Annotated in this window: 22 protein-coding genes and 2 pseudogenes; 8 read left to right on the top strand and 16 right to left on the bottom strand. The window is 59.8% G+C overall.

The genetic code is table 11. The features are described 5' to 3' along the window. Positions 1-98: 98 nt before the first annotated feature. A complete protein-coding gene (gene betT, locus JWU58_RS26145; RefSeq protein ID WP_206422227.1) occupies positions 99-2060 on the top strand; it encodes a choline transporter BetT in 1962 nt (653 codons plus the stop codon). A 24-nt stretch (positions 2061-2084) separates the two neighbouring features. Here betT and JWU58_RS26140 read toward each other — a convergent pair whose 3' ends face one another. Beyond that, entirely contained in the window at positions 2085-2345 is a 261-nt protein-coding gene (locus JWU58_RS26140) for a hypothetical protein (RefSeq protein WP_122508675.1), read from the bottom strand. 186 nt (positions 2346-2531) lie between these two features. Beyond that, positions 2532-2657 (bottom strand): annotated as a pseudogene (locus JWU58_RS26135) (LacI family transcriptional regulator); the annotation flags it as partial. A 363-nt stretch (positions 2658-3020) separates the two neighbouring features. Between JWU58_RS26135 and mgrA the strand changes: the two are divergent. Further along, positions 3021-4058 (top strand): L-glyceraldehyde 3-phosphate reductase, encoded by a 1038-nt coding sequence (gene mgrA / locus JWU58_RS26130; protein WP_122751832.1) that lies wholly within the window; start codon positions 3021-3023, stop codon positions 4056-4058. A 130-nt stretch (positions 4059-4188) separates the two neighbouring features. On the opposite strand, the gene tauD is transcribed toward mgrA, so the two are convergent. The 7 genes from tauD to JWU58_RS26095 form a co-directional block, all read right to left on the bottom strand. Then, complete coding sequence (gene tauD, locus JWU58_RS26125; RefSeq protein WP_206421243.1) at positions 4189-5031, bottom strand: taurine dioxygenase; 843 nt, start codon at positions 5029-5031, stop codon at positions 4189-4191. 144 nt (positions 5032-5175) lie between these two features. Beyond that, positions 5176-6009 (bottom strand): taurine ABC transporter permease TauC, encoded by an 834-nt coding sequence (gene tauC / locus JWU58_RS26120; protein WP_122611142.1) that lies wholly within the window; start codon positions 6007-6009, stop codon positions 5176-5178. Continuing rightward, on the bottom strand, positions 6006-6800 hold the full coding sequence (gene tauB / locus JWU58_RS26115; protein WP_206421242.1) for a taurine ABC transporter ATP-binding subunit: 795 nt from the start codon (positions 6798-6800) through the stop codon (positions 6006-6008). Before tauB ends, tauC begins: the two co-directional genes overlap by 4 nt. A 15-nt stretch (positions 6801-6815) precedes the next feature. Beyond that, positions 6816-7793 (bottom strand): taurine ABC transporter substrate-binding protein, encoded by a 978-nt coding sequence (gene tauA / locus JWU58_RS26110; RefSeq protein WP_206421241.1) that lies wholly within the window; start codon positions 7791-7793, stop codon positions 6816-6818. Between the two features lie 257 nt (positions 7794-8050). After that, entirely contained in the window at positions 8051-9634 is a 1584-nt protein-coding gene (gshA, locus tag JWU58_RS26105; protein ID WP_206421240.1) for a glutamate--cysteine ligase, read from the bottom strand. 269 nt (positions 9635-9903) lie between these two features. Next, positions 9904-10287 (bottom strand): PaaI family thioesterase, encoded by a 384-nt coding sequence (locus JWU58_RS26100; RefSeq protein WP_052512482.1) that lies wholly within the window; start codon positions 10285-10287, stop codon positions 9904-9906. Then, positions 10287-12611, bottom strand: a complete 2325-nt coding sequence (locus tag JWU58_RS26095) for a Tex family protein (RefSeq protein WP_206421239.1) — start codon at positions 12609-12611, stop codon at positions 10287-10289. Before JWU58_RS26095 ends, JWU58_RS26100 begins: the two co-directional genes overlap by 1 nt. 358 nt (positions 12612-12969) lie before the next feature. Here JWU58_RS26095 and ompR point away from each other — a divergent pair, with 358 nt between their 5' ends. After that, positions 12970-13710: an osmolarity response regulator transcription factor OmpR gene (gene ompR, locus JWU58_RS26090; protein WP_016772186.1), complete on the top strand. Its 741-nt coding sequence runs from the start codon at positions 12970-12972 to the stop codon at positions 13708-13710. Between the two features lie 114 nt (positions 13711-13824). Beyond that, a complete protein-coding gene (locus JWU58_RS26085; protein ID WP_016770645.1) occupies positions 13825-15138 on the top strand; it encodes an ATP-binding protein in 1314 nt (437 codons plus the stop codon). Positions 15139-15237: 99 nt separating this feature from the next. Here JWU58_RS26085 and rimK read toward each other — a convergent pair whose 3' ends face one another. The 3 genes from rimK to rimA are packed head-to-tail and all read right to left on the bottom strand — an operon-like array spanning position 15238 to position 17415. Next, complete coding sequence (rimK, locus tag JWU58_RS26080; RefSeq protein WP_024011184.1) at positions 15238-16143, bottom strand: 30S ribosomal protein S6--L-glutamate ligase; 906 nt, start codon at positions 16141-16143, stop codon at positions 15238-15240. Beyond that, entirely contained in the window at positions 16140-16619 is a 480-nt protein-coding gene (rimB, locus tag JWU58_RS26075; protein WP_016772184.1) for a retropepsin-like aspartic endopeptidase RimB, read from the bottom strand. The genes rimK and rimB overlap by 4 nt, the downstream gene beginning before the upstream one ends. A gap of 16 nt (positions 16620-16635) precedes the next feature. Next, the gene (gene rimA / locus JWU58_RS26070) at positions 16636-17415 is read right to left on the bottom strand and encodes a S6 modification regulatory phosphodiesterase RimA (protein WP_122881279.1); all 780 of its coding nucleotides are present in this window, start codon (positions 17413-17415) and stop codon (positions 16636-16638) included. 116 nt (positions 17416-17531) lie between these two features. Between rimA and JWU58_RS26065 the strand changes: the two genes are divergently transcribed. Beyond that, complete coding sequence (locus JWU58_RS26065; RefSeq protein WP_206421238.1) at positions 17532-17939, top strand: RNA-binding S4 domain-containing protein; 408 nt, start codon at positions 17532-17534, stop codon at positions 17937-17939. Positions 17940-18036: 97 nt separating this feature from the next. On the opposite strand, the gene JWU58_RS26060 is transcribed toward JWU58_RS26065, so the two are convergent. Then, entirely contained in the window at positions 18037-18837 is an 801-nt protein-coding gene (locus JWU58_RS26060; protein ID WP_122693213.1) for a phosphatase PAP2 family protein, read from the bottom strand. Between the two features lie 107 nt (positions 18838-18944). Here JWU58_RS26060 and hslO point away from each other — a divergent pair, with 107 nt between their 5' ends. Together hslO and JWU58_RS26050 are read left to right on the top strand one after the other, a co-directional pair. Further along, positions 18945-19847: an Hsp33 family molecular chaperone HslO gene (gene hslO, locus JWU58_RS26055; protein WP_016772180.1), complete on the top strand. Its 903-nt coding sequence runs from the start codon at positions 18945-18947 to the stop codon at positions 19845-19847. A 181-nt stretch (positions 19848-20028) separates the two neighbouring features. Continuing rightward, positions 20029-21570: a phosphoenolpyruvate carboxykinase gene (locus JWU58_RS26050; RefSeq protein WP_016772179.1), complete on the top strand. Its 1542-nt coding sequence runs from the start codon at positions 20029-20031 to the stop codon at positions 21568-21570. A 107-nt stretch (positions 21571-21677) separates the two neighbouring features. On the opposite strand, the gene nadS is transcribed toward JWU58_RS26050, so the two are convergent. The 3 genes and pseudogenes from nadS to JWU58_RS26035 form a co-directional block, all read right to left on the bottom strand. Further along, a complete protein-coding gene (gene nadS / locus JWU58_RS26045; RefSeq protein WP_016772178.1) occupies positions 21678-21965 on the bottom strand; it encodes a NadS family protein in 288 nt (95 codons plus the stop codon). A 2-nt stretch (positions 21966-21967) separates the two neighbouring features. After that, positions 21968-22275, bottom strand: a pseudogene (locus JWU58_RS26040) (type II toxin-antitoxin system RelE/ParE family toxin). A 336-nt stretch (positions 22276-22611) separates the two neighbouring features. Further along, positions 22612-23754, bottom strand: a complete 1143-nt coding sequence (locus JWU58_RS26035) for a hypothetical protein (protein ID WP_206421237.1) — start codon at positions 23752-23754, stop codon at positions 22612-22614. Between the two features lie 273 nt (positions 23755-24027). On the opposite strand from JWU58_RS26035, the gene JWU58_RS26030 reads away from it, so the two are divergent. Continuing rightward, a complete protein-coding gene (locus JWU58_RS26030; RefSeq protein ID WP_206421236.1) occupies positions 24028-25962 on the top strand; it encodes a RecQ family ATP-dependent DNA helicase in 1935 nt (644 codons plus the stop codon). Positions 25963-26005: the final 43 nt, after the last annotated feature.

Genomic DNA, 26005 nt, shown 5'->3' with positions numbered 1-26005 from the left:
TTGCCTTTGCTGAGTCCGATCATTTCAGCCACGCTTCAAACCTTCGAGGTGCACCTTTCATGAGTGCATCGTCTACCCCCGCCAGCGGTCTGGTACGCATGAATCCGCCGGTGTTCTACTTCGCCGCGACGGTCATTCTGCTGTTTGGTCTTGTCGTCATCGCCATCCCTGAGCAGGCCGGCGCCTGGTTGCTGGAAGCGCAAAACTGGGCGGCCAACACGGTCGGCTGGTACTACATGCTCGCGATGACCCTGTATCTGGTCTTCGTGGTGGTCACCGCCTTATCCGGCTACGGCAAGATAAAACTCGGTGCCGACCACGACGAGCCCGAATTCAGTTACCTGTCCTGGGCCGGCATGCTGTTCGCCGCCGGGATCAGCATCACGCTGTTCTTCTTCTGCGTCTCCGAACCGCTGACCCATATGCTCCAGCCACCGCAAGGCGACGCGGGCACGGCGGATGCGGCGCGCCAGGCGATGCAGATTCTGTTTCTGCATTGGGGCCTGCATGGCTGGGGCGTGTTTGCCTTTGTCGGCATGGCACTGGCCTATTTCGCTTATCGGCACAATCTGCCGCTGGCCCTGCGTTCGGCGCTGTACCCGCTGATTGGTAAGCGCATCAACGGCCCGATCGGCTACGCGGTGGACGGCTTCGGCATCATCGCCACGGTGTTCGGCCTTGGTGCCGACATGGGCTTCGGCGTGTTGCATCTGAATTCCGGTCTGGATTATCTGTTCGGCATCGCCCACACCCAGTGGATTCAGGTCGGCCTGATCACCCTGATGATGGGCGCGGCGATCATCGTTGCGGTCTCCGGTGTCGATAAAGGCGTGCGGGTGATGTCCGACATCAACATGCTGCTGGCCTGCGGGCTGCTGCTGTTCGTGCTGTTCGCCGGGCCGACACAGCACCTGCTCAACACGCTGATCCAGAACGTCGGCGACTACCTCGGCGCCCTGCCGATGAAGAGTTTCGACCTCTACGCCTACGACAAACCGAGTGACTGGCTGGGTGGCTGGACAGTGTTCTACTGGGCCTGGTGGATTGCATGGTCGCCGTTCGTGGGCCTGTTCATCGCGCGGATCTCCCGTGGCCGCACCATCCGTGAATTCGTCTTCGGCGTGCTGCTGATTCCGCTCGGTTTCACCCTGGCGTGGATGTCGATCTTCGGCAACAGCGCCTTGGACCAGGTGCTCAATCACGGCATGAGCGCGCTCGGTATGTCGGCCATCGACAATCCGTCGATGAGCATTTACCTGCTGCTGGAAACCTACCCGTGGAGCAAGACCGTCATCGCCGTGACGGTGTTCATCAGCTTCGTGTTCTTCGTGACGTCTGCGGATTCCGGCACTGTGGTGCTCTCGACCCTGTCGGCCAAGGGTGGCAACCCGGATGAAGACGGACCGAAATGGCTGCGGGTGTTCTGGGGCGCGATGACCGCGCTGATCACCAGTGCGCTGCTGTTCTCCGGCAGCATCGATGCGCTGAAGTCGGCGGTGGTGCTGACCTCGTTGCCGTTCTCGTTGATTCTGCTGCTGATGATGTGGGGCCTGCACAAGGCGTTCTATCTGGAGTCGCAGAAGCAGATCGCGCAGTTGCATTCGCTGGCGCCGGTCTCCGGTTCGCGGCGTGGCACCGGCGGCTGGCGCCAGCGCCTGAGTCAGGCCGTGCACTTCCCGTCCCGCGATGAGGTGTACCGCTTCATGGAAAGCACGGTGCGTCCGGCAATCGAGGAAGTGACCGCCGTGTTCGTCGAAAAAGGTCTGCACGTCGTCACCCAGCCGGATCCGGCGCATGACAACGTCAGCCTGGAAATCGGTCATGGTGAGCAGCATCCGTTCATCTATCAGGTGCAGATGCGCGGCTACTTCACGCCATCGTTCGCGCGCGGCGGCATGGGTTCCAAGCAACTCAACAATCGTCGCTACTACCGCGCCGAAGTGCACTTGCGCGAGGGCAGTCAGGACTACGATCTGGTCGGCTACACCAAAGAGCAGATCATCAACGACATCCTCGACCAGTACGAACGGCACATGCAGTTCCTGCATCTGGTGCGTTGATCGACGGCTGAGTGCCGGGTCTGCTCAGGACTCGGCGCTCAGCAGCATGAACAACACCATTGCCGCCACCGGCACGCCGAACACCGCACTGCCCATTGCAATCGCCGACCCCAGCGGTTGCCCCGCATGCACCACGCCGACCGCGCCATTAATCAGCGTCAACGCCAGCCAAAGCGCCGCAAAAGCGTACGCCAGCGTGTAGCGGCTGAAGCCGATGTGTTCGCCTATATAAAGCATCAGCGCGAGCAGCACCAAGCCGAAGAAGATGATTATGGTGGTGTGCATGGCAGGTTTGGCCTGGTGGATGGGTGTTGCCTGATCGGCCGCCTTCGCGAGCAGGCTCACTCCCACAATGGATCTCGGATGGACATGAATTTCATGTCCCCAGGAGAACTCTGTGGGAGCGAGCCTGCTCGCGAAGGGGCCAACTCGACGGCACTTTGAGCATAGCCAATCCAGCCTCTGCCATATTCATAAAGTGCTTTCGCGCTCGATCACTTGGCATCGCAGCAGGTTCAGTCGTTGCACTGCGTCGTTTGGCAGGACGCCAAGACTCTTCAGCACCCGCGTTGCCGCCAGCACACCAATCTCCAGCGAGGCTGAAGCGCAGGAAAAAATGTGAAACGTTTCAGCAATTGGTCGAACCGGAGATCGGCGCCGCGCCGCTTGGGCGTATGCTGGGCGTGTTGTTCAGAACTGGATATGAAGGCCGGACGTTGCGGCAGAACCTGGGGCTGGTTCGGCCTGCAAATCGTTTTGCATGATTGATGGGGCTTTTGTGGCGAGGAGAATCATCCCCGTTCGGCTGCGAAGCAGTCGTAAAACCAGCGCACTCGGTACACCTGATTCACCGAGGTTTCAGGTTTTGGGACGGCTTCGCCACCCATCGGGGATAAATCCCCTCGCCACATAGTTTGGTTTCACCCTCAATCTGCTGTTAATCAAACAAGAGAGGATTCGATGACTTACACCGCTGCCGAAAACCGCTACGACTCCATTCCTTACCGCCGCGTCGGCCGCAGCGGTCTGGTGCTGCCGGCCTTGTCGCTGGGCCTCTGGCACAACTTTGGCGACAGCACTCCGATCGAAACCCAGCGTGCCTTGCTGCGCACCGCGTTCGATCTGGGCATCAACCATTTCGATCTGGCCAACAACTACGGCCCGCCCTATGGCAGCGCCGAGATCAATTTCGGTCGGCTGCTGCGCGAAGACTTCAAGCAATACCGCGACGAGTTGATCATCTCCAGCAAGGCTGGTTGGGACATGTGGCCCGGCCCGTATGGTCAGGGCGGCGGTTCGCGCAAATACGTACTGGCCAGCCTCGACCAGAGCCTGCAACGCCTCGGCCTGGACTATGTGGACATCTTTTATTCGCACCGCTTCGACCCGGACACTCCGCTGGAGGAAACCGCCAGCGCCCTCGCCACCGCCGTGCAGCAGGGCAAGGCGCTGTACATCGGTATCTCGTCTTACTCAGGCGTGAAAACCCGCGAGATGGCCGCGCTGCTGAAAGAGTGGAAAGTGCCGCTGCTGATTCATCAACCAGCGTACAACCTGCTCAACCGCTGGGTGGAAAAGGATCTGCTCGATACCACTGACGAACTCGGCACCGGCGTCATCGCCTTCACGCCGCTGGCGCAGGGTTTGCTCACCGACAAATATCTCAACGGCGTACCGGCCGATGCGCGAGTCAATCGCCCGGGCGGCGGCTCGTTGCAGGCGTCGCATTTGTCCGAAGAAAACATTGCTCACGTGCGAGCGTTGAACGAGATCGCCCAGCGTCGCGGCCAGAGTCTGGCGCAACTGGCACTGGCGTGGACGCTGCGTGATCCCCGAGTGACCTCGGCACTGATCGGCGCGAGCCGGCCGGAGCAGATTATCGAGAATGTCGGCGCGCTGAAGAATCTGAATTTCAGTGCTGAAGAGCTGGCGGAGATTGATCGGTTTGCCCAGGAGGGCGGGATCAATCTGTGGGAGAAGCCTTCGACGGCCGAATAAGCCGCTTAGAGGATCGTTCCCACGCTCTGCGTGGGAATGCCGCCCGGGACGCTCCGCGTCCCATCTAAAGCCGAACGCGGAGCGTCCGTTGATGCATTCCCACGCGGAGCGAGGGAACGATCATCAGCGATCACTTGAAGAACGGCACATCCCCCAACACCGTCGCCCGCTGCATCACCCGCCGCGCCGGTCGGTAATCGTCCACCGCGTAATGCTGCGTCACGCGGTTGTCCCAGAAGGCAATATCGTTTTTCTGCCAGCGCCAGCGAATGGTGAATTCCGGTCGCGTCGCGTGGGCGAACAGAAACTTCAGAATCGCCTCACTCTCGGTTTCCGACAGCTCGTTGATCTTCGAGGTAAACCCTTCATTGACGAACAGTGAGCGCCGGCCGCTCACCGGGTGCGTACGGATCACCGGGTGCGACAGCGGCGGATTCTTGCTGCGCGCTTCTTCCCACTGCGCCAGCGCTTCAGGCGTGTTGCCGTAGCGCTCGAGCGGAAACGATCGGGTGAAATCGTGGGTGGCGCTCAGACCTTCGAGCAGGGTTTTCATCGGCGCCGACAACGCTTCATATGCCGCGATCCCGCTGGCCCACAACGTGTCGCCACCGAACTCCGGCAGCAACTTGGCACTGAGCACTGCGCCCATCGCCGGCGTCGGCAGGAAGGTCACGTCGGTGTGCCAGATCGCGTTATCGCGCACGTCGGTGACGGCGGTATCAAGAATCAGCACTTCCGGTTGTTCCGGCACGTTCGGGTAGATCGGATGAATGTGCAGGTCGCCGAAATAATGCGCGAAACGTGCCTGCTGTGCCGGCTCGATCGGCTGGTTGCGGAAAAACAGCACCTGATACTTGAGCAGCGCCTGTTCGATGGCGTCGCGGTGTTCCAGGCTCAGCGGCTGGCTGATGTCGACGCCTGTGATCTGCGCGCCGAGGGCCGAGCTTAACGGGGTGATGCTGAGGGTGCTCATGGTCGTTCTCTTCGAATTCGGAGTGTCATGCTTTTGTGGGAGCGAGCCTGCTCGCGAATGCAGAGTGTCAGGCGACAGTGCAGTGACTGATCTGACGCTTTCGCGAGCAGGCTCGCTCCCACAGGGGAATTTTCACAAGGCGATTTAGTGCGCCTGGCCGTGCCATGGCACCAGTCTGCGCTGCAATGCGCGCAGGCCCATTTCCATGGTGAAGGCGATCAGGGCGATGACCAGAATCCCCAGCACCACGACATCGGTGACCAGAAACTGCGCGGCCGACTGCACCATGAAGCCCAGGCCACTGGTGGCCGCGATCAGTTCAGCGGCGACCAGGGTCGACCAGCCGACGCCCAGACCAATGCGCACGCCGGTGAGAATGTCCGGCAGAGCGCTCGGCAAAATCACATGGCGAATCAACTGCGCGCGCGTCGCGCCCAATGACTGAGCGGCGCGCAGTTTTGCTGGATCAACCGTGCGCACACCCGTCGCGGTGGCGATGGCAATCGGCGCAAAAATCGCCAGATAGATCAGCAGCACTTTCGACAACTCGCCGATGCCGCACCAGATCACGATCAGCGGCAGATAGGCCAGCGGCGGGATCGGGCGGTAGAACTCGATCAGTGGATCGAGCACACCACGGGCAATGCGGTTGGCGCCGATGGCAATGCCCACCGGCACGGCGGTCAGGATCGCAAAAGCGAGACCCAGGCCGATGCGGCTCAGGCTCGCGCCGAGGTGCTGCCACAGCGTCGAATCCATGTATCCGGATGTCGCCAGCAACCAGCCCTTTTGCAGCACGGCAGAGGGTGGCGGCAGGAACAGCGGTTCGATCAGGCCGGTCGCGGTCACCGCCCACCAGATCGCCAGCAGGCCGAACAGGGTCAGCAGGCTGATCCAGCGAGTGCTGAGGCTGCGGCGCACCGGGATGCTCACCGAAGGTGTTTTCACCGCCGCAGCGGAAACGTCGTAACTGCTCATGCGCGCTCCTGCCGGGGTACGGCGCTGCGTTGCGAGAAGACTTTGCTCAGCACGTGCTCGCGGGTTTCGATAAAACGCGGATCGGATTTGATCGTGCGCGCCGACTCGCCAGCGGCATAACGCTGACCGAAATCCAATTGCAGACGCTCGACGATCTGCCCTGGATTCGGCGCCAGCAGAATCAGGTCCGTGGCGAGGAACACCGCTTCTTCAATATCGTGGGTAATCAGGAAAACCGGCTTGGCCGTGCGTTGCCAGACTTGCAGCAACAGCTCCTGCATCTGCTCGCGAGTGAATGCATCAAGCGCACCGAACGGCTCGTCCATCAGCAACACGCGCGGGTCGGCGGCGAGGGCGCGGGCGAGGCCGACGCGTTGTTTCTGGCCGCCGGACAATTGCCAGATGCGCCGCTCTTCGAAGCCGGCGAGATCGACCAGCGCGAGCATTTCCCGGGCGCGCTGTTCGCGTTTGTCCTTGCCGACACCGGCCAGTTCAAGGCCGAAGGCGACGTTGGCCAATACGTCCTGCCAGGGCAGCAAGGCGTCGTCCTGAAACACCACGCCACGTTCGGCGCTCGGGCCTTTGACTGGCACGCCGTCGAGGGTGATGCGCCCGGCACTCGGTTCGACGAAACCGGCAATCAGGTTCAACAGCGAAGTCTTGCCACTGCCGGACGGGCCGAGGGCGACCAGCAATTGCTGCGGCCCCAGGGTCAGAGAAATATCCGCCAGCACCGGCTCCGGGCTGCCCGGGTACTGTGCGCTGATGCGCTCCAGCTGTAGCAAGGCCATCGCTGTATCTCCCGATCAGTTGGTGATGTATTTGGCGCTGACGTAAGGCGCGTAGTCCGGCAGGACGGCTTCGACCTTGCCTTGCTCCTTGAGGAACGCGGCGGTGTCAGTGATGGCTTTGGTGGTCGGCGCGCCGAGGTCACTGACCTGATCCGCCGCCAGCGGGTAGACGTTGCCCTGCAGCAGCAATGGGATGTCGCTGGCCTTGGCGCCGGAGAGTTTGACCAGTTTGTCGACGTTGCTCTGATTGGCCAGCCAGGCCTGCGGATCCCTGCGGTAATCGGCGTAGGCGTCGAGGGTGACCTTGGCGAACGCGGTGACGATTTCCGGGTGCTTTTCGGCGAAGTCTTTGCGCACGATCCAAGCATCGAAGGTAGGCGCGCCGAACTTGGCCAGCTCGCCGGAGGTGATCAGCACTTTGCCGTTTTCCTTGGCCACGCCCAGTGCCGGATCCCACACGTAAGTGGCGTCGATGTCACCGCGTTTCCACGCCGCGATGATGGCTGGCGGCGCGAGGTTGAGCACGGTGACTTTCGACGGGTCGATGTTCCAGTGCTTGAGCGCGGCGAGCAGGCTGTAGTGCCCGGTGGACACGGACGGCACGGCGATTTTCTTGCCGATCAGATCCTGCGGAGTCTTGATGCCGGAGCCGTCGCGCGCGACCAGTGCTTCAGCGGCGCCGATCTGCGTGGCAATCAGGAAGGTTTCTACCGGTACCTTGCGGGTGATCGCGGCGGTCAGTGGACTCGAACCGAGGTAGCCGATCTGCACATCGCCGGACGCGATGGCGGCGATGATGTCGGCGCCGTTATCGAACTTGCGCCAGCTGATATCGGCCTTGGTAGCTTTCTCGTAGGCGCCGTCGGCCTGAGCGACCTTGGCCGGGTCGACGGTAGTCTGGTAGGCGACAGTGAGGTCGGCCGCCTGGGCCAGGAAGCTTGCAGCGGCCAGTGAGGCGGCGGCGAGCAGGCGAAGCGGGAAATTCAGTTTCAAGTGAGAGCTCCAGATCAGGCGACCGAATGTCGGCATGAGTGGAGACTAAATGATCTAAGAATCTCGAAATAAATAACTTTTTCGAATGAGCTTATGAGCGGAAAAATCTAAGACAGGCGAGGATGTGAGCCTTTGACTGATCGTTCCCACGCTCTGCGTGGTAACGCCTCAAGGGACGCTCTGCGTCGAAAGTGACGCGGAGCGTCACAGGCTGCATTCCCACGCAGAGCGTGGGAACGATCAAGGCCGGGGCAGCTTTAATTGCTGATGGCGAGGATGCTCGCCTGATACGCGCCGACAAACACATCGAAATCGCCGACTTCGTTCTGCTCAAGCTCGGTCTGCTGCGCCAGCGACGCGCGCGCCAGTTCTTCAAACCTCGCTTGCTCGTCAGCTGCCAACGGCTCGCTGCGAAAGAACTCGGCATGGGCCTGGCTCTGGCGCAGGGAGAATTGGGCAAAGCTTTCCTTGTGCTCAGCCATGGCCGCCAGTACCTGCGCCGATGGCGTCAGGGACGGGTCGTTGACCTTGGCCAGTTGCGCATCCAGCGCCTTGCTGTGGGCATCGCCGCCGACGCTCTGATCGAGCATCGCCGCCAGCGGAGCAATCTGTTCCAGCAGTTCAGCGGCCCATTGCTTCATTTCGACCGACTCACCATCACGCTGCAATTGCAGGCCCGGACGGCGACCTTCCTTGACCACGCTGAGGAAGTTCGAAGTGGCGTTGCCGCACGAAGTGTTGGTCAGCAGCGGACTGTCGTTCAACGCGCAATACAGCAGGAAGGCGTCGATGAAGCGCGACTCGGTGATGTCGATGCCCATTGGCAGGAACGGGTTGATGTCCAGGCAGCGCACTTCGACGTACTGGATGCCGCGCGCCATCAGCGCCTGGATCGGCCGCTCGCCGGTGTAGGTCACGCGTTTCGGGCGGATGTTGGAGTAGTACTCGTTTTCAATCTGCAGGATGTTGGTATTGAGCTGCACCCACTCGCCATCCTTGTGCGTGCCGACTTCCACGTACGGCGCGTAGGGCGTGGCCACCGCTTCGCGCAGGCTGTCGGTGTAGCTCGCCAGATCGTTGTAGCACGGTGTCAGGCCGGCCTGGGCGTTGCTCTGATAACCGAGATCGCTCATGCGCAGGCTGGTCGCGTATGGCAGATACAGCGTGTCCGGGTCGAGCTGCTCGAGCTGATGCGAACGCCCGCGCAGGAAGCCGGCGTCCAGCGCTGGCGAGGCACCGAACAGGTACATCAGCAGCCAGCTGTAGCGACGGAAGTTGCGGATCAGCGCGATGTAGGACACCGACTGGAAATCGCGATCGGTGCCGACGAAACCTTCGGCCTCGCGCAGCAATGGCCAGAGTTGTTCCGGCAGGGAAAAGTTGTAGTGAATACCGGCAATGCACTGCATGGTCTTGCCGTAACGCAGGGCCAGGCCCTTGCGATAGACGTACTTGAGCTGACCGATGTTGGAGGTGCCGTAATAGGCAATCGGGATATCTTCCTCGGCCGGCAACGGGCACGGCATCGATGGACTCCACAGGTACTCGTTGCCGAGTTTGCTGTAGGCAAAACGATGAATCTTGTCCAGGCTCGCCAGCGTGTCGGCAGGATCCGGCAGGGCAGGCGTGATGAATTCCAGCAGCGACTCGGAGTAGTCGGTGGTGATCTGTTCGTTGGTCAGCGCGGAACCCAGGGCTTCGGGGTGCGGCGTTTGCGCCAGGCGACCTTCACTGGTCACGCGCAGGCATTCACGTTCGATACCGTGCAGGCACTGCTTGAGCAGAGAGAGGTTAGCGCGCTCGCCGAGCAGAGCCAGGCGGCGGTTGAGAAGTTCGCTCAATTTGGATTCCTTCACGCGTCAGTCGCCCCAATATGGGGGTGGGCAGGACGGTCTACAAGGGTGAAGTTGAAACTGGCGTTATCGCCTGGTTTGTAGCGGCAGGCCATTTGCCGGTCAGTCAAGAACTGCACAATCCCTGTGGGAGCGAGCCTGCTCGCGAAGAGGGTTTTGCAGTCAATATCATCGTCGACTGACACACCGTCTTCGCGAGCAGGCTCGCTCCCACAGGATTCGTTGCGCCGAAATTAACTCAAAATGATGAGCAACATCTACAGGACAGCGAAGGTGCCTTGTGCTTTTGCGACCAGTTTGTCGCCCTGCATCACCTCGGCTTCGACCACCAGCGTGCGCCGGCCCGGGTGGATCACCCGCGCCGTGCACAGCACCTCGCCATCGGAAACGGCGCGGATGTAGTTGATCTTGCATTCGATGGTCGCACTCTGCTGATCGAAGCCATGGCTGCTGGAACACGCCAGGCCCATAGCAATATCGACCAGACTGAACAGCGCACCGCCGTGCAGTTTGCCGCCGCGGTTGCGCAGTTCGGGCTCAAGCGCCAGGGCGACTTGCGCCACCCCGGTTTCGAGACTGTGCAGGCGACAGCCCAACAGCTTGAAAAACGCGCTCTCGACGAGCCCGGCCGGCATTTCCATCAGCGTTTCTTCAACTGTTTGGCGTTGGCGAACAGCGAGGCCATCGCATTGTTTACCGGCGCGGCGGTGACGGTTTCCTTGCGTGGCGCATTGTTCGACGGCTGGCGTTGTGCCGAGCCCGGACGCGAGCCACGGGCGCCATCGATTTTCTCGCCCGGGGTGTCGCCCATGCGCATCGACAGGCCGACGCGTTTGCGCGGGATATCGACTTCCATGACCTTCACTTTCACCACGTCACCGGCCTTGACTGCTTCGCGCGGGTCCTTGATGAACTTTTCCGACAGCGCCGAGATGTGCACCAGACCATCCTGATGCACGCCGATGTCGACGAACGCACCAAACGCCGTCACGTTGGTCACCACGCCTTCAAGGATCATCCCCAGTTGCAGATCCTTGAGGTCTTCGACGCCTTCCTGGAACTCGGCAGTCTTGAACTCCGGACGCGGATCGCGACCAGGTTTTTCCAGTTCTTGCAGGATGTCGGTGACGGTCGGCAGACCGAAGGTTTCGTCGGTGAATTTCTTCGGGTCCAGACGTTTGAGGAACGCGGCATCGCCGATCAGCGAGCGAATGTCGCGGTCGGTTTCAGCGGCAATGCGCTGCACCAGCGGATAGGCTTCCGGGTGAACCGCCGACGAATCCAGCGGGTTGTCGCCGTTCATCACGCGCAAGAAGCCGGCGGCCTGTTCGAAGGTTTTTTCGCCCAGTCGCGCAACTTTCTTCAGCGCTGCACGAGTCTTGAACGCGCCGTGTTCGTCACGGTGAGCGACGATGTTTTGCGCCAGCGTTGCGTTGAGGCCGGAGATCCGCGCCAGCAATGCCACGGAGGCGGTGTTCACATCCACGCCCACGGCGTTCACGCAATCCTCGACCACGGCATCCAGACCGCGCGCCAGTTTCAGCTGCGAGACGTCGTGCTGGTACTGGCCGACACCGATGGATTTCGGATCGATTTTCACCAACTCGGCCAGCGGATCCTGCAGGCGACGGGCAATCGACACGGCGCCACGGATCGACACGTCGAGATCCGGGAATTCCTTGGCCGCCAGTTCCGAGGCCGAGTACACCGAGGCGCCGGCTTCGGACACCATGACCTTGGTCATTTTCATCGCTGGATATTTTTTGATCAGTTCGATCGCCAGCTTGTCGGTCTCACGGCTGGCAGTACCGTTGCCGATGGCGATCAGATCCACCGAGTGCTTGGCGCACAGCGCGGCCAAGATGGCGATGGTCTGATCCCACTTGTTGTGTGGCACGTGCGGGTAAACCGTGGCGTGGTCGAGCAGCTTGCCGGTGGAGTCGACCACGGCAACCTTGCAGCCGGTACGCAGGCCCGGGTCGAGGCCCAGGGTCGCGCGCGGGCCGGCCGGAGCGGCCAACAGCAGGTCGTGCAGGTTGTGCGCGAACACGTTGATCGCTTCGGTTTCGGCACCGTCGCGCAACTCGCCCAGCAGGTCGGTTTCCAGGTGGGTGTAGAGCTTGACCTTCCAGGTCCAGCGCACCACTTCACCGAGCCATTTGTCCGCCGGGCGGTTCTGGTTCTGGATGCCGAACTGCTGAGCGATCATGCCTTCGCACGGGTGCATGGTGCCGGGCAGCTCATCGCCGACTTTCAGCGCGGAGCTGAGAATGCCTTCGTTGCGGCCACGGAAAATGGCGAGGGCGCGGTGCGAGGGCATGCTTTTCAGCGGCTCGTCGTGTTCGAAATAATCACGGAACTTGGCGCCTTCCTCTTCCTTGCCAGCGATGACGCGGGCACTGAGGATCGCTTCCTGTTTGAGGAAATTGCGCAGCTTTTCCAGCAGGCTGGCGTCTTCGGCGAAGCGCTCCATGAGAATGTATTTGGCGCCTTCCAGCGCAGCCTTGATGTCGGCCACGCCCTTTTCGGCGTCGACGAAGCGCGCGGCTTCGGTTTCCGGCGACAGGTTCGGGTCGTTGAACAAGCCGTCGGCCAGTTCGCCGAGGCCGGCTTCGAGGGCGATCTGGCCCTTGGTGCGGCGCTTCTGCTTGTACGGCAGGTACAAGTCTTCGAGACGGGTCTTGGTGTCGGCGAGCTTGATGTCGCGCTCAAGGGCAGGGGTGAGTTTGCCTTGCTCCTCGATGCTGGCGAGGATGCTGATGCGCCGTTCGTCGAGTTCTCGCAGGTAGCGCAGGCGCTCTTCCAGATGACGCAACTGAGTGTCATCGAGGCTGCCGGTGACTTCTTTCCGGTAACGGGCGATGAAGGGGACGGTAGAACCTTCATCGAGTAGCGCGACGGCCGCTTCGACCTGTTGTGGGCGTACGCCGAGTTCCTCGGCGATGCGGCTGTTGATGCTGTCCATAAAACCACCTGACATAGTATGAAAGCAGGCTCGCAGGCACGCAGATAATGGCCTGGAGGCTGATTGAGCGGCTGGAAAATTGCCGCTGCCTGGATCAAGAAGCTGCCCATTGACCCGTGAAATCGAACAGTTACTGCACAGGGCCGGAAAAAATACCGGCCACTTACGGTAACGATTCAGACGTTGCCTGGCGCAAAACGCCGCGCATTATAACCAGCGTTCTGTCATTCGGGGGCGTTGCAGGCTGTAGGCATAAACCTCGGTTTTCTGGCAGTGAAGGAAAAATCTGCTAACAATGCACACGGTGCGTATAACGGCAGCTACGCCATAATGCGCGCCGAGCTAAAAGGAGCATCCAATGAGCAGCACAGCACAAACGGCTGAAGGCGAAAAAATTCTTATCGTTGATGACGATCCGGGGCTGAGCAGCCTGCTGGAGCGTTTCTTCGTCAGCAAGGGCTACCGTGCCCGTACCGTTCCGAACACCGAGCAGATGGATCGTCTGCTGGCGCGTGAAGTGTTCAATCTGGTCGTTCTCGACCTGATGCTGCCGGGCGAAGACGGCCTGACCGCGTGCCGCCGCCTGCGCAGCGCGAACAACCAGATTCCGATCATCATGCTCACCGCCAAGGGCGATGAGCTGAGCCGTATCAAGGGCCTTGAACTGGGCGCCGACGATTACCTGGCCAAGCCGTTCAACCCCGACGAGCTGATGGCGCGGGTCAAAGCGGTATTGCGCCGTCAGGCTGCCCCGGTACCGGGCGCGCCGGGCAGTGAAGACGAAAACGTCACCTTCGGTGATTACGTGTTGTCGCTGGCGACCCGCGAGCTCAAGCGTGGCGATGAAGTGCACATGCTCACCACCGGTGAGTTCGCGGTACTCAAGGCGCTGGTGATGAACGCGCGTCAGCCGCTGACCCGCGACAAGCTGATGAACCTCGCCCGTGGCCGTGAATGGGATGCGCTGGAGCGTTCCATCGACGTGCAGATCTCGCGTCTGCGCCGGATGATCGAACCCGATCCGTCGAAACCGCGTTACATCCAGACCGTCTGGGGTGTGGGTTACGTGTTCGTACCGGATGGCACCGCCACCAAGTGATCGGTGATTTGTAGGAGCGGGTCTGCAAGGCTCTGGCCGCACGGCCATTGCCACAGACTCGCAATCCGCAATATGCGAGCATTGCTCGCTCCTGCAAGTGTGTAGCGGTTAAAGATGAAAACCCCCGTCTGGTTCCCCCAAAGTTTTTTCTCCCGCACCCTCTGGCTGGTGCTGATCGTCGTGCTGTTTTCCAAGGCGCTGACCCTGGTTTATCTGTTGATGAACGAGGACGTGCTGGTGGACCGCCAATACAGCCATGGTGTCGCTCTGACGCTGCGCGCCTATTGGGCCGCCGACGAAGAGAACCGCGCAAAAATTGCCGATGCCGCGACCCTGATTCGTGTGGTCGGCGCCGGTGTGCCGGAAGGCGAGCAGCACTGGCCGTACAGCGAAATCTATCAGCGGCAGATGCAGGCGGAACTGGGTGCCGACACCGAGGTGCGTTTGCGCATGCACTCGCCGCCGGCATTGTGGGTGAGGGCACCGAGCCTGGGCGATGGCTGGCTGAAAGTGCCGTTGTATCCGCACCCGCTGCGCGGCCAGAAAATCTGGAACGTGCTCGGCTGGTTCCTCGCCATCGGCCTGTTGTCGACGGCATCGGCATGGATCTTCGTCAGCCAGCTCAATCAGCCGTTGAAGCGCCTGGTGTATGCCGCGCGGCAACTCGGCCAAGGCCGCAGCGTGCGCCTGCCGATCAGCGACACGCCGAGCGAAATGACCGAGGTTTATCGCGCCTTCAACCAGATGGCCGAGGACGTTGAACAGGCCGGACGCGAGCGCGAGCTGATGCTGGCGGGGGTTTCCCACGACTTGCGCACACCGCTGACGCGCTTGCGCCTGTCGCTGGAATTGATGGGCGATCACACCGATCTCACCGACGACATGGTCCGCGATATCGAAGACATGGACGCGATTCTCGACCAGTTCCTCGCGTTCATCCGCGATGGTCGTGATGAGTCAGTGGAGGAGGTGGACCTCAGCGATCTGGTGCGTGAAGTCGCCGCGCCGTACAACCAGAACGAAGAGAAAGTGCGCCTGCGCCTGGAACCGATCCAGCCGTTCCCGCTACGTCGAGTGTCGATGAAGCGCCTGCTCAACAACCTGATCGGCAACGCCTTGAACCATGCCGGCACGGGTGTTGAGGTCGCGGCTTATGTGTCCGGAGATACCAGCGCGCCGTATGTAGTGCTGAGCGTGATGGACCGTGGCGCCGGGATTGATCCGTCCGAGCTTGAGGCAATCTTCAACCCGTTTACCCGAGGTGATCGGGCTCGCGGTGGCAAAGGCACCGGGCTGGGGCTGGCGATCGTGAAAAGGATTGCGGCGATGCATGGCGGCAACGTCGAATTGCGCAACCGGTCCGGGGGTGGACTTGAGGCCCGCGTGAGATTGCCGCTGGGGTTGATGTTGCCGAGAGATGCGGTTTAGAAGCAGCTACAAGCTACAAGCTACAAGTTACAAGTTACAAGCTACAAGCAAGAGCGCTTTTCACTTGCCGCTTGAAGCTTGCCGCTAGCAGCTGCTTCTCTACCCCTTGCCCTTGGTGCGGGTCATATTCGGCCCGCCATTCTTTTCCAGATGCTCGATGATGATCCCCGCCACATTTTTCCCCGTGGTGGTCTCGATGCCTTCCAGTCCCGGCGACGAGTTCACTTCCATCACCAGCGGCCCGTGATTTGAGCGCAGGATATCCACACCCGCCACCGCCAGGCCCATGACCTTGGCAGCGCGTAGCGCGGTCATGCGCTCTTCCGGGGTGATCTTGATCAGGCTGGCGCTGCCGCCGCGATGCAGGTTGGAACGAAATTCTCCCGGTTTGGCCTGGCGCTTCATTGCCGCGATCACCTTGTCGCCGACCACGAAGCAGCGGATATCCGCGCCGCCGGCTTCCTTGATGTATTCCTGAACCATGATGTTCTGCTTCAGGCCCATGAACGCTTCGATCACCGACTCTGCCGCCGTGGCTGTTTCGCACAGCACCACGCCTATGCCCTGAGTGCCTTCGAGCACCTTGATCACCAGCGGTGCACCGTTGACCATGGCGATCAGGTCGGGAATATCGTCCGGCGAGTGGGCAAAACCGGTGACCGGCAAACCGATGCCGCGCCGCGACAGCAACTGCAGCGAACGCAATTTGTCCCGCGAGCGGGCGATGGCCACCGACTCGTTGAGCGGGAACACGCCCATCATTTCGAACTGACGCAACACCGCGCAGCCGTAGAACGTCACCGATGCGCCGATCCGCGGGATCACCGCGTCAAAACCTTCCAGCGGTTTGCCGCGGTAATGGATCTGCGGCTTATGGCTGGCAATGTTCATGTAGGCGCGCAAGGTGTCGATCACCACCATTTCATGCCCGCGCTCGATTCCGGCTTCGACCAGACGGCGGGTGGAATACAGACGCGGATTACGCGACAGCACAGCGATCTTCATGCAACACCTGTGGAGGAGGTAGATACCGGGAACACCGGCTTGTCTTGTACATACTTGATGCCCGGATTAACCACCAACTGGCCATCGATCAGGGCTTTGGAACCGAGCAACAGGCGATAGCGCATGGACTTGCGGCAGGCCAGGGTGAACTCCACCGGCCAGACCCGATCGCCCAGGGCCAGCGTGGTGCTGATCACATAGCGCACTTGCGCATGGCCGTTGGAGCTCTTGATGGTTTTGCGCGTGACCAGCGGCGCTTCGCAGCGCCGGTGACGCAACTGCACCACCGTGCCGAGATGCGCAGTGAAGCGCACCCATTTCTCGCCGTCGCGTTCGAACGGTTCGATATCGGTGGCGTGCAGGCTGGAGGTGCTGGCTCCGGTGTCGATTTTTGCGCGCAGGCCCGCGACTCCCAGGCCCGGGAGCGCCACCCACTCGCGCAGACCGACAACGGTCAAATGATCAAATGTCTTCAAAGAAAAAAACCAAGGGTTAACGCTTCCAGGCCTCGTCCGGCACCTGGGCCAACGCTTTGAATGCCGGTCTGGCGAACCAGTAGCCCTGCATCAGAAATATTCCACAGTCCGCGAGGAAATCCCGTTCCCCGGCGCTTTCTATGCCTTCGGCAATGACTGTAACGTCCAACTCCGCACACATTGTGACAATCCCCCGCACGATCACTTGACGGACACGGTCCTGGTCAACATCGCGGATCAGCGCCATGTCGAGTTTGATCAGGTCCGGTTGGAAATCAGCCAGCAGATTGAGCCCCGAATAACCGGCACCGAAATCGTCGATGGCGGTCTTGAAGCCGAATTCGCGGTATTCACGCAGAATATTGGTCAAATGGCGATAATTATCTACGTGCTCGATTTCCAGGGTTTCGAAAATCAGCCGGTCGATCGGAAAGTTGTGTTTGCGTGCGGCCTCCAGTGTGCTGCGAATGCATAGCTCTGGACGGTAGACGGCGTTGGGCAAAAAGTTGATCGACAAGTGTGTCTGCATATTAAGGCTCGCCGCGCCTTCGATGGCGCGGGTCCGGCAGAGCTGGTCGAAACGGTAGCGGTTGTCTTCTGTAACCTGATTTAACACCGACAGTGCACCTTCCCCGGCCACGCCTCGCACCAACGCCTCGTGGGCGAATACCGACTGGTCGCGCAGGTCGACGATCGGCTGGTAGGCGAAGGCAAAATCGAAGTCCAGCGGCTCGCTCTGCTGGCAGCCCTGGCAACCGCCCTTGGGTGAGGTCAACGAAGTTGGAAATTTAGTCACGCGGTCACTCCAGGCCGGTCAGGCGGCGAAGATCACAGTCTATCTGGAGGGCCGAGTTCTTGCGCCCGACAGAAACGGTAGTACAGTTCCGACTACTGGCTGAGCGAGGAATTCATATGGGACAGAAGCAGGAGGAGGACGACAAGGTCCGTCTCGATAAATGGCTATGGGCAGCGCGTTTCTACAAGACCCGTGCATTGGCCAAAGCCGCCATTGAAAGTGGCAAGGTGCATTGCCGTGGCGAGCGCTGCAAACCGGGCAAGGAGCCGCGCATCGGTGATGAGTTCGAGATTCGCACTGGCTTCGAAGTGCGTACGGTGAAGGTCGAGGCATTGTCGATCGTGCGTCGTGGCGCACCCGAGGCGCAGACCTTGTATGCCGAAACCGAGGCGAGTGTCACCAAGCGTGAAGCGGCTGCGGCAATGCGCAAGGCGGGGGCGTTGGGCGTGAGCACCGATGGCAAGCCGAGCAAGAAACAGCGGCGGGATCTGTTCAAGTTTCGCGGTAGCAGCAACGAAGATTGAAACGTTGTGCCGGCTTCTTCGCGAGCAGGCTCGCTGCCACATTCGATCGAGTCGTCTGTGGCAGCGAGCCTGCTCGCGAATCGAGTACGACGCGGTATCAGGCGCTACGCACCACACTCATCCGCGACACCATCGGCAGCTTGCCCAGCAACGCGAAAACCGGCGCGGTCAGCTTCAACCAGAAGTTCGCCGCGTGCCAGGCAAACGGTGTGTAGTAACCCCAGCCCAACGCCCACACCGCCAGCAGCACGCCGCCGATGTAATCGTCCTGACCCCAATGCGCGCCGGCCACCAGACGCGGCAGCATGAACAACACTGCCAGACCCCATACTGTTAGAAATTGTCCGACGGTGCGGCTGAACACGCCCATGAACAATGCCCAGATCAACAGCACTGAGGCATGATCACCGGGGAAACTCTGGCCGGAACGGTCCTTCAGCTCCCAGGTTTTTTCCAGGTGCGGAAAGTAATCGCTGATGTGCACGGCGCCCTCAAGCACCATTGACGGGCTGCTGTGCTGCCAGCCCATGTGATCGGCGAATTTGGAAAACAGCGCGCGGATCACCACCATCAGCAGCAGGATCGAGAAAAAACCGAAAAACGCGCGACGCACGTCGATCGCCCTGAAAACCCAGTCGCCCTTGATCAGCAGCGTCAGCAGAATCAGTCCGACGACGATGTCGAACGGGCGCAGACTTGCAATCGCCCAGATGTGGAGCCATATCGGGTTGCTGGCCAGCGGTGCATTCAGCGAGCGGAACAGCCACTCGTCGAAAATCACACACAGCATCTGGCCGGTAGGCCATAACCAGAAAGCCAGTAGCGCCAACGGCACTACGTTACACAGAACCAGCCGGCCGAGGTTCCACCTTGATTGGAACAAACCCGGATTGTTCATAAAATGCCTCCCATGGCGAAAAAGCGCCGGCACCAAAAAAAGTGCCAGCAAGCGCAAATTTTCACGTTTTGTAATCATTTTGTCATCACATTCAGATACCCAGACCTATGACCGACCTAGCGGATACCGATTTCACTCAACGCTTCATCTTCGATGACAGCGACACTCGCGGCGAACTGGTAGCGCTGGAGCGCAGCTACGCCGAAGTCCTCGCCAAACACCCGTACCCGGAACCTGTCGCGCAGTTGCTCGGCGAACTGATGGCGGCCGCTTCGTTGCTGGTCGGCACGCTCAAGTTCGATGGCTTGCTGATTTTGCAGGCACGCTCGGAAGGGCCGATTCCGCTGCTGATGATCGAGTGCTCCAGCGAGCGTGAGATCCGTGGTCTGGCGCGTTACAACGCCGAGCAGATCGCCGCAGACGCCACCCTCAGCGATCTGATGCCGGACGGCGTTCTGGCCCTCACCGTCGACCCGACTGTTGGCCAGCGCTATCAGGGCATTGTCGATCTCGACGGCGAAACCCTGTCGGATTGCTTCACCAACTACTTCGTCATGTCGCAGCAGGTTGGCACCCGCTTCAAGCTGTTCGCCGACGGTCGTCGTGCCCGCGGCATGCTGCTGCAACAACTCCCCGCTGATCGCTTAAAAGACGAAGAGGATCGCGCCGCCAGCTGGCAGCACCTCACCGCGTTGGCCAGCACTCTGAGCGCCGATGAGCTGCTGAGCCTGGACAACGAAACCGTCCTGCATCGCCTGTACCACGAAGAGCAGGTGCGCCTGTTCGATGTGCAGCATTTGCGCTTCAGTTGCAGTTGCTCGCGGGAACGCTCCGGCAATGCGCTGGTCAGTCTTGGGCTGGAAGATGCGCTGGCGCTGGCCGCCGAGCAGGGCGGCAAAGTCGAGATCGATTGCCAGTTCTGCAATCAGCAGTACCTGTTCGACGCGGCCGATATTGCTCAATTGTTCGCTGGCGCGGGCGTCGATACGCCGTCAGATACCCGTCACTAAAACGGTTCAGCGCAGGTAAATTCACTGCGGAATGACGGAATATCGCCGTTACGACGGGAGGACCCTACTCTTTTTGGGCTTTTCTGGCATAATCCGGCCCACTTTTTTCGCGGTAGTAGTGCACGACTTTCTACTACAAAACGTTTGGAGCACACTCGGCCACTGGCCGACGGGGAACCTCATGACGCAAGCCAATAACGCCGTGTACACCGATCTGAGTGTTGATGATCTGGTAAAAGAAGCCCTGAATCGCGGTGAAGGCGAGCTTGCCGATACCGGCGCTCTGGTTGTTCGCACCGGTCACCGCACCGGCCGTTCGCCAGTCGACCGTTTCATCGTAGAAGAGCCTTCCACCCAGGCTGCTATCGCCTGGGGCCCGATCAACCGCAAGTTCCCGGCCGACAAGTTCGATGCCCTGTGGGCTCGCGTCGAGGCCTTCAACAACGCGCAAGAGCACTTCGTTTCCCACGTGCATGTAGGCGCGGCGGAAGATCACTACCTGGCCGTGAAAATGACCACACAGACTGCCTGGCAGAACCTGTTCGGTCGTTGCCTGTTCATCAACCCGGCCCAGTACAACCCGGCTGGCCGTGAAGAATGGCAAGTGCTCAACGTCGCCAACTTCGAGTGCGTGCCTGAGCGTGACGGCACCAACTCCGATGGTTGCGTGATCATCAACTTCGCGCAGAAGAAAGTGCTGATCGCCGGCATGCGTTACGCCGGCGAGATGAAGAAAGCCATGTTCTCGGTGCAGAACTTCCTGCTGCCGGCCGCTGACGTGCTGCCAATGCACTGTGCTGCCAACATCGGCGAAGACGGCGACGTGACCCTGTTCTTCGGTCTGTCGGGCACCGGTAAAACCACCCTGTCGGCCGACGAAAGCCGTTACCTGATCGGTGACGACGAACACGGCTGGGGCGAAGGCGTGGTGTTCAACATCGAAGGCGGTTGCTACGCCAAGTGCATCGACCTCTCCGAGAAGAACGAGCCGGTAATCTGGAAAGCCATCAAGCACGGTGCAGTGCTGGAGAACGTCGTTATCGACGACGCCAAGCACGCCGACTACGCCGATGTCAGCCTGACCCAGAACAGCCGCGCCGCCTACCCGCTGGAGCACGTTGCCAAGCGCTCCGAGAAGAACCTGGGTGGCGAGCCAAACGCGGTGATCTTCCTTACCTGCGACCTGACCGGCGTGCTGCCGCCAGTGTCGATCCTCAACGAAGAGCAAGCGGCCTACCACTTCCTGTCCGGCTACACCGCACTGGTGGGCTCGACTGAAATGGGTTCGGGCAGCGGCATCAAGTCGACCTTCTCCACCTGCTTCGGCGCACCGTTCTTTCCGCGTCCGGCTGGTGAGTACGCAGAACTGCTGATCAAGCGCATCCGCGGTTTCGGCTCCAAGGTCTACCTGGTCAACACCGGCTGGACCGGCGGCGGCTACGGCGTCGGCCAACGCTTCAACATCCCGACCACCCGCGCGGTGATCGCAGCGATCCAGAGCGGCGCGCTGATCGGTGCAGCCACCGAACACCTCGACACCATCAACCTCGACGTGCCTCTGGCGGTCCCGGGCGTCGACACCAACCTGCTCAATCCACGCAACACCTGGGCTGACAAGGCTGCGTACGACGAGGCAGCCAAAGCATTGGCCGGTCTGTTCATCGAGAACTTCAAGAAGTTCGAAGTGAGCGACGCGATCAAGGCGGCTGGGCCGAAATTGTAAGTAGTGGTTTGCAGTGAATAAAAAACCGCCCTTTGGGGCGGTTTTTTATTTCCGATCTGAAATGCAGCTTGGTTGGACTCAAAGACGTGGCTTGCCCTGGCTATGTGTCAATCAGCCAGTGCACTCAGCACATGGACAGGATCGTTATGAATGGCCTTGAGTAGTGCTTTGGCCGGCCCAGTCGGCTGACGACGACCTTGCTCCCAATTGCGTAACGTTCCCAATTGGACATCGATCAAGGCTGCGAACTTTGCCTGCGTCATTCCCGTCGCTTTGCGAATCTGTTTAACCTGTAATGCATCCACATAGAATTCGCGGGACGGCTTTTTTTCACCCCGAAGAATCTCATCCATTTCCTGCACGCTTTCCATCAGCTCATCAAAAAACTTGCTCATGGTTACCTCCAGTTTCCAATCAGGGCCTTCAGTGCTTTCCGTTCGTCATGGGTAAGATCCTGCTGCTCGTTTTTTGGATCAACAACGCGATCTGTGATGCTGAAACGAAGTGGTAGTAGATAACCCGTGCGCCACCCCGTTTGCCATGGCCTTTGGAGGCGACTCGTGCTTTACGCACCCCGCCGGTTCCTTCGATTACATCACCAATAGACGGGTTTGCGACCAACTGCTTTTGAAAGGTGGCGTAGGCATCGTCGTCCAGTAACTCTCTTACTCGGCGGGTAAAGACTGAAGTCTCAATAAAAATCATGGTCAATGTACGCCAGTGACTTACTTCCAGGCAATGCTGAACTGTTGATAACGATGACTGGTGCCTGGTCGCCGACAGATGATCGGCGGCGATCAGGCTGCTCGCCTTAGGCAGGGGCTTTCCAGTTGAGCATCTGTGTCTGCGCGACTTGCAGCAGCTCGCAGTCGACCTGTAAGCAGGTACAGAGCGTGGGTGATGTGGGTGTCGCTGACCGAAGCAGTGACACCCACGACTATAGGTTCGCACCACCACCTCGCGATAGCCGACAAGGCATCGCGTGAAGTAGGAACGGGACGAACAAAGCGCCAGACGTTGCTACGGATTATTCAACGCCTTTCAACGCAAATGCTGGTACCCGGAAATATCCAGCAGGCTTGTGGTCAGTCCGGTTGCCGGGCGGTAGATCGTGCCTTTGACTGCTGAAAACGGCACGCCTTTGCTGCCCAGCGAGACATAGCGCTCGCCTTTGTCCAGTTCGGTGAAATAAGTGTAGGACTGGCTGTGCATCTTCTTGTAGCGGGCTTCGTCGCTGACGATGGCGCCGGTGAGGCGGCGCAGGTCGGTATCGTTCAGGTTGAGAGTTTTGCTCAGTGGCGCGCCCCAGCGCTTGAGGCAGGTCTCGGCGAGATGGCGAACGATGCGGCCGGGCTCGATCAGCGCGTTGAGGTCGCTGCTGCTACTCGGCTCGCCGCCGAGCGCCGTGGCGTTGCCAGCAAGGGTGGCGTGGCGACCGGCCATTGGATAGATCGAAGTCCTGGTGCCGGTAGCGGTTTGCGGGATCACGCAGCTGAAGCCTTTTGAGCGCTCGTCGCGGGCATAGAAGGCGATGTATTCCTTGACGTTGGATTCGAGTTTGACGCGGTTTTCCTGGAAGTTGCCAATTCCCGGGACTGGATCAATCGCAAAGATATTCACCGGAATATGTTTGAGCGCAGCGTCCCTGGACATTGCATTGGCAAGCATATGGCAACTGATACCACCCCGGCTCCAGCCGAGCAGATTGACACGCGTCGGAATAATGTCGTCCTTGCGGAAAGTCTTGATGATCTGTTCCTGCAACTTCTGTTGCGTGATACTTCGGTCGCCATAGTTATACTGGCGCCAGAACCAGGAACCTTCCTCTTTTACATCTTCAATAGGAATGCCTGCGGCTTTCAGACGGTTATATTCTGCCTCGGTAAGTTGTTTACGCTGCCAATCGCATTTGCCTTTGATGATATTCAACGCGTGCTGCACGTTTTCATCCCAGCCTTTGCCGAACAGCGTGCCGGACAAGCCGTATTCAGAGGTCTTGGTGAACAGGTCGTCGGCTTGCAGATTGCCGCTGCCAGGGCCGTCGACGACGATCCACTCGGCAAATTCGCGTCCGCTGTGGTGTGCAGCGAGCGTAGAAACGATTTCGCCGTCCCAGAAGTTTTTATGTTTGTCATCAAATTTGTTGGAGCCGGTGCCGCAGAAAAAGATTGTTAAAGTTGTCATTTCGTTGCTCTTGCTTATGTATAAGAGCAGTCAAATTAGTTTTAGGCGGTGTTAAAAATAAAGGGCGTTGTTGTGTCTGCGTTTGTAATGTGAAGTTTGTTATATATATGTAGCTGAGCTTTTCGAAAGTATGTCGAGGCGCTTTGATTGTTAAACGCTTGGTTTTCGCTTCCCATGTATCATTCAGTATCGATTCAACCCCGACCTTTTCTCGACTCGCTGCAATCGCCCGCTAGGCTTTGGGCATGGCAGCAGTCAAAGGAGTGACAGTAAATGCACCACACCCTGGAACAGGTTTTTGGTTATCCACAGTTTCGCCCCGGTCAGGAGGCCGCTGTCAGCGCGGTGCTGGCGGGGCGCTCCGCGGCGGCAATCTTTCCCACCGGCTCCGGCAAATCGCTTTGCTATCAGCTGCCGGCGCTTTTACTGCCACACCTGACATTGGTGGTTTCGCCGTTGCTGGCGTTGATGCAGGATCAACTGGCGTTTCTCAAGCGCCACGGTATCTCCGCAGGCAGTATCGATTCGGCGCAGAGCCGCGAGGATGCCAACGACGTCATGGCCCGTGCGCGTTCGGGGGAATTGAAGATTCTGATGATCTCCGTCGAACGCCTGAAAAATGAGCGCTTCCGCAATTTTCTGCAGCAGGTGCCGATCTCCTTGCTGGTGGTCGACGAGGCGCACTGCATTTCCGAATGGGGCCACAACTTTCGGCCGGACTACCTGAAATTGCCGGACTACCAACGTCAGTTCAACATCCCGCAGGCCTTGCTGCTCACCGCCACGGCGACACCAAAAGTCATCGCCGACATGCAGGCCAAATTCGCCATATCTCCGGACGATGTAGTGACCACCGGTTTCTATCGGCCCAACCTCAACCTGCTGGTCGAGCCTGTACGCGGTCAGGACAAGCGCCGGCGTCTGGTCGAATGGATGAGCGAGCGTCCCGGGCAACCGAGCATTGTCTACGTGACGTTGCAGAAGACCGCCGAGCACATCGCCGAGCATCTTCAACGCAACGGAATCCAGGCCGAGGCATACCACGCAGGTTTGCCCCACGATGAGCGTGAAGACATTCAACGCCGCTTCATGGCCGGGCAGTCCAATTGCATTGTCGCCACCATTGCCTTCGGCATGGGCATCGACAAGAGCGACATCCGTAACGTCGTGCATTTCGATCTGCCCAAATCCATTGAAAACTACAGCCAGGAAATCGGCCGCGCCGGGCGTGACGGACAGCCTTCGGATTGCCTGGTACTGGCAAATCGCGACAGCCTCAATGTGCTGGAAAACTTCGTCTACGGTGATACGCCCGAGCGCGACGGGATTCGCTATGTGCTCGATGAACTCGAAGCCTCGGTCCCGGAAGGACAATGGGAGTTTCTGCTTGGGCCATTGGCGGATCAGAGCAACATTCGCTCTTTGCCGTTGAAGACTTTGCTGGTGCAGCTGGAACTGCGCGGCCTGATCGCGCCGCGCTACGCTTATTACGCTGAATACCGCTTCAAATATCTGCTTGAGCCTGAAGCATTGCTCCAGCGCTTCGAAGGCGAGCGCAGGGATTTCGTTGCGGCGATCATCAGAACGTCCACGCGAGCACGCACCTGGGCCACAGTAGATTTCGAGGCGATGTATTCGCAGTATTCCGCCGAGCGCAATCGCGTAGTGACAGCGCTTGATTACTTCCAGGAAAAAGGCTGGGTCGAGCTTGAAAGCAAGCAAATGACCGAGGTTTACAGCCTGCTGCAAAGTGATTTTGCCAGCGACGCCCTGAGCGCTGAGCTGCACGAGTATTTCACTCGCCATGAACGGACTGAGGTGGCGCGGATTCACGCCATGCTTGAGGTGTTCGCCACCGAACGCTGCCTGGGTTATCGCCTGGCCGAGTATTTTGGTGACCAAAATGCCCCTGAACATTGCGGCCATTGTTCGGTATGTCACGGCCAGATCGCGCGGTTGCCCGAGCCGCCGCCATTGCCGCCGCTTGTGGATAAAAACTTCGCGCAGCTGTGTGGTGAATTTATCCACAGGCATGAGCAGCACACAGGCAGCCTTCCGACGGCCGAACGCCTGACACGGTTCCTGTGCGGAATCAGCGTGCCGTTGTTCACCAAACTCAAGGCGCGGGCGATACCGGGTTTTGCTGCGTTGGAAGAGTATCCCTACGCAGAGGTCCGCGAGTGGGCGGACAGTCACTTGCTCGATTAAGCAGAGAGTCTGTGGGCGCTGCATCCATCCGCTGAATGTCGAT

Source organism: Pseudomonas atacamensis (genome assembly GCF_017167965.1).
GTDB classification, from domain to species: domain Bacteria; phylum Pseudomonadota; class Gammaproteobacteria; order Pseudomonadales; family Pseudomonadaceae; genus Aquipseudomonas; species Aquipseudomonas atacamensis.
The sequence above is the reverse complement of the archived record's forward strand: the minus strand, read 5'-3'. Positions and strand labels throughout refer to the sequence as shown.

What these genes read in the sequence shown, in the direction of transcription:
- JWU58_RS26060 (WP_122693213.1), bottom strand. Translation starts at nt 18,837, where the DNA reads ATGAACAATCCGGGTTTGTTCCAATCAAGGTGGAACCTCGGCCGGCTG.
- JWU58_RS26140 (WP_122508675.1), bottom strand. Translation starts at nt 2,345, where the DNA reads ATGCACACCACCATAATCATCTTCTTCGGCTTGGTGCTGCTCGCGCTG.
- JWU58_RS26100 (WP_052512482.1), bottom strand. Translation starts at nt 10,287, where the DNA reads ATGGAAATGCCGGCCGGGCTCGTCGAGAGCGCGTTTTTCAAGCTGTTG.
- tauD (WP_206421243.1), bottom strand. Translation starts at nt 5,031, where the DNA reads ATGAGCACCCTCAGCATCACCCCGTTAAGCTCGGCCCTCGGCGCGCAG.
- tauC (WP_122611142.1), bottom strand. Translation starts at nt 6,009, where the DNA reads ATGAGCAGTTACGACGTTTCCGCTGCGGCGGTGAAAACACCTTCGGTG.
- JWU58_RS26035 (WP_206421237.1), bottom strand. Translation starts at nt 23,754, where the DNA reads ATGACAACTTTAACAATCTTTTTCTGCGGCACCGGCTCCAACAAATTT.
- JWU58_RS26050 (WP_016772179.1), top strand. Translation starts at nt 20,029, where the DNA reads ATGACGCAAGCCAATAACGCCGTGTACACCGATCTGAGTGTTGATGAT.
- rimK (WP_024011184.1), bottom strand. Translation starts at nt 16,143, where the DNA reads ATGAAGATCGCTGTGCTGTCGCGTAATCCGCGTCTGTATTCCACCCGC.
- tauB (WP_206421242.1), bottom strand. Translation starts at nt 6,800, where the DNA reads ATGGCCTTGCTACAGCTGGAGCGCATCAGCGCACAGTACCCGGGCAGC.
- nadS (WP_016772178.1), bottom strand. Translation starts at nt 21,965, where the DNA reads ATGAGCAAGTTTTTTGATGAGCTGATGGAAAGCGTGCAGGAAATGGAT.
- JWU58_RS26065 (WP_206421238.1), top strand. Translation starts at nt 17,532, where the DNA reads ATGGGACAGAAGCAGGAGGAGGACGACAAGGTCCGTCTCGATAAATGG.
- mgrA (WP_122751832.1), top strand. Translation starts at nt 3,021, where the DNA reads ATGACTTACACCGCTGCCGAAAACCGCTACGACTCCATTCCTTACCGC.
- JWU58_RS26095 (WP_206421239.1), bottom strand. Translation starts at nt 12,611, where the DNA reads ATGGACAGCATCAACAGCCGCATCGCCGAGGAACTCGGCGTACGCCCA.
- JWU58_RS26085 (WP_016770645.1), top strand. Translation starts at nt 13,825, where the DNA reads ATGAAAACCCCCGTCTGGTTCCCCCAAAGTTTTTTCTCCCGCACCCTC.
- ompR (WP_016772186.1), top strand. Translation starts at nt 12,970, where the DNA reads ATGAGCAGCACAGCACAAACGGCTGAAGGCGAAAAAATTCTTATCGTT.
- hslO (WP_016772180.1), top strand. Translation starts at nt 18,945, where the DNA reads ATGACCGACCTAGCGGATACCGATTTCACTCAACGCTTCATCTTCGAT.
- betT (WP_206422227.1), top strand. Translation starts at nt 99, where the DNA reads ATGAATCCGCCGGTGTTCTACTTCGCCGCGACGGTCATTCTGCTGTTT.
- JWU58_RS26030 (WP_206421236.1), top strand. Translation starts at nt 24,028, where the DNA reads ATGCACCACACCCTGGAACAGGTTTTTGGTTATCCACAGTTTCGCCCC.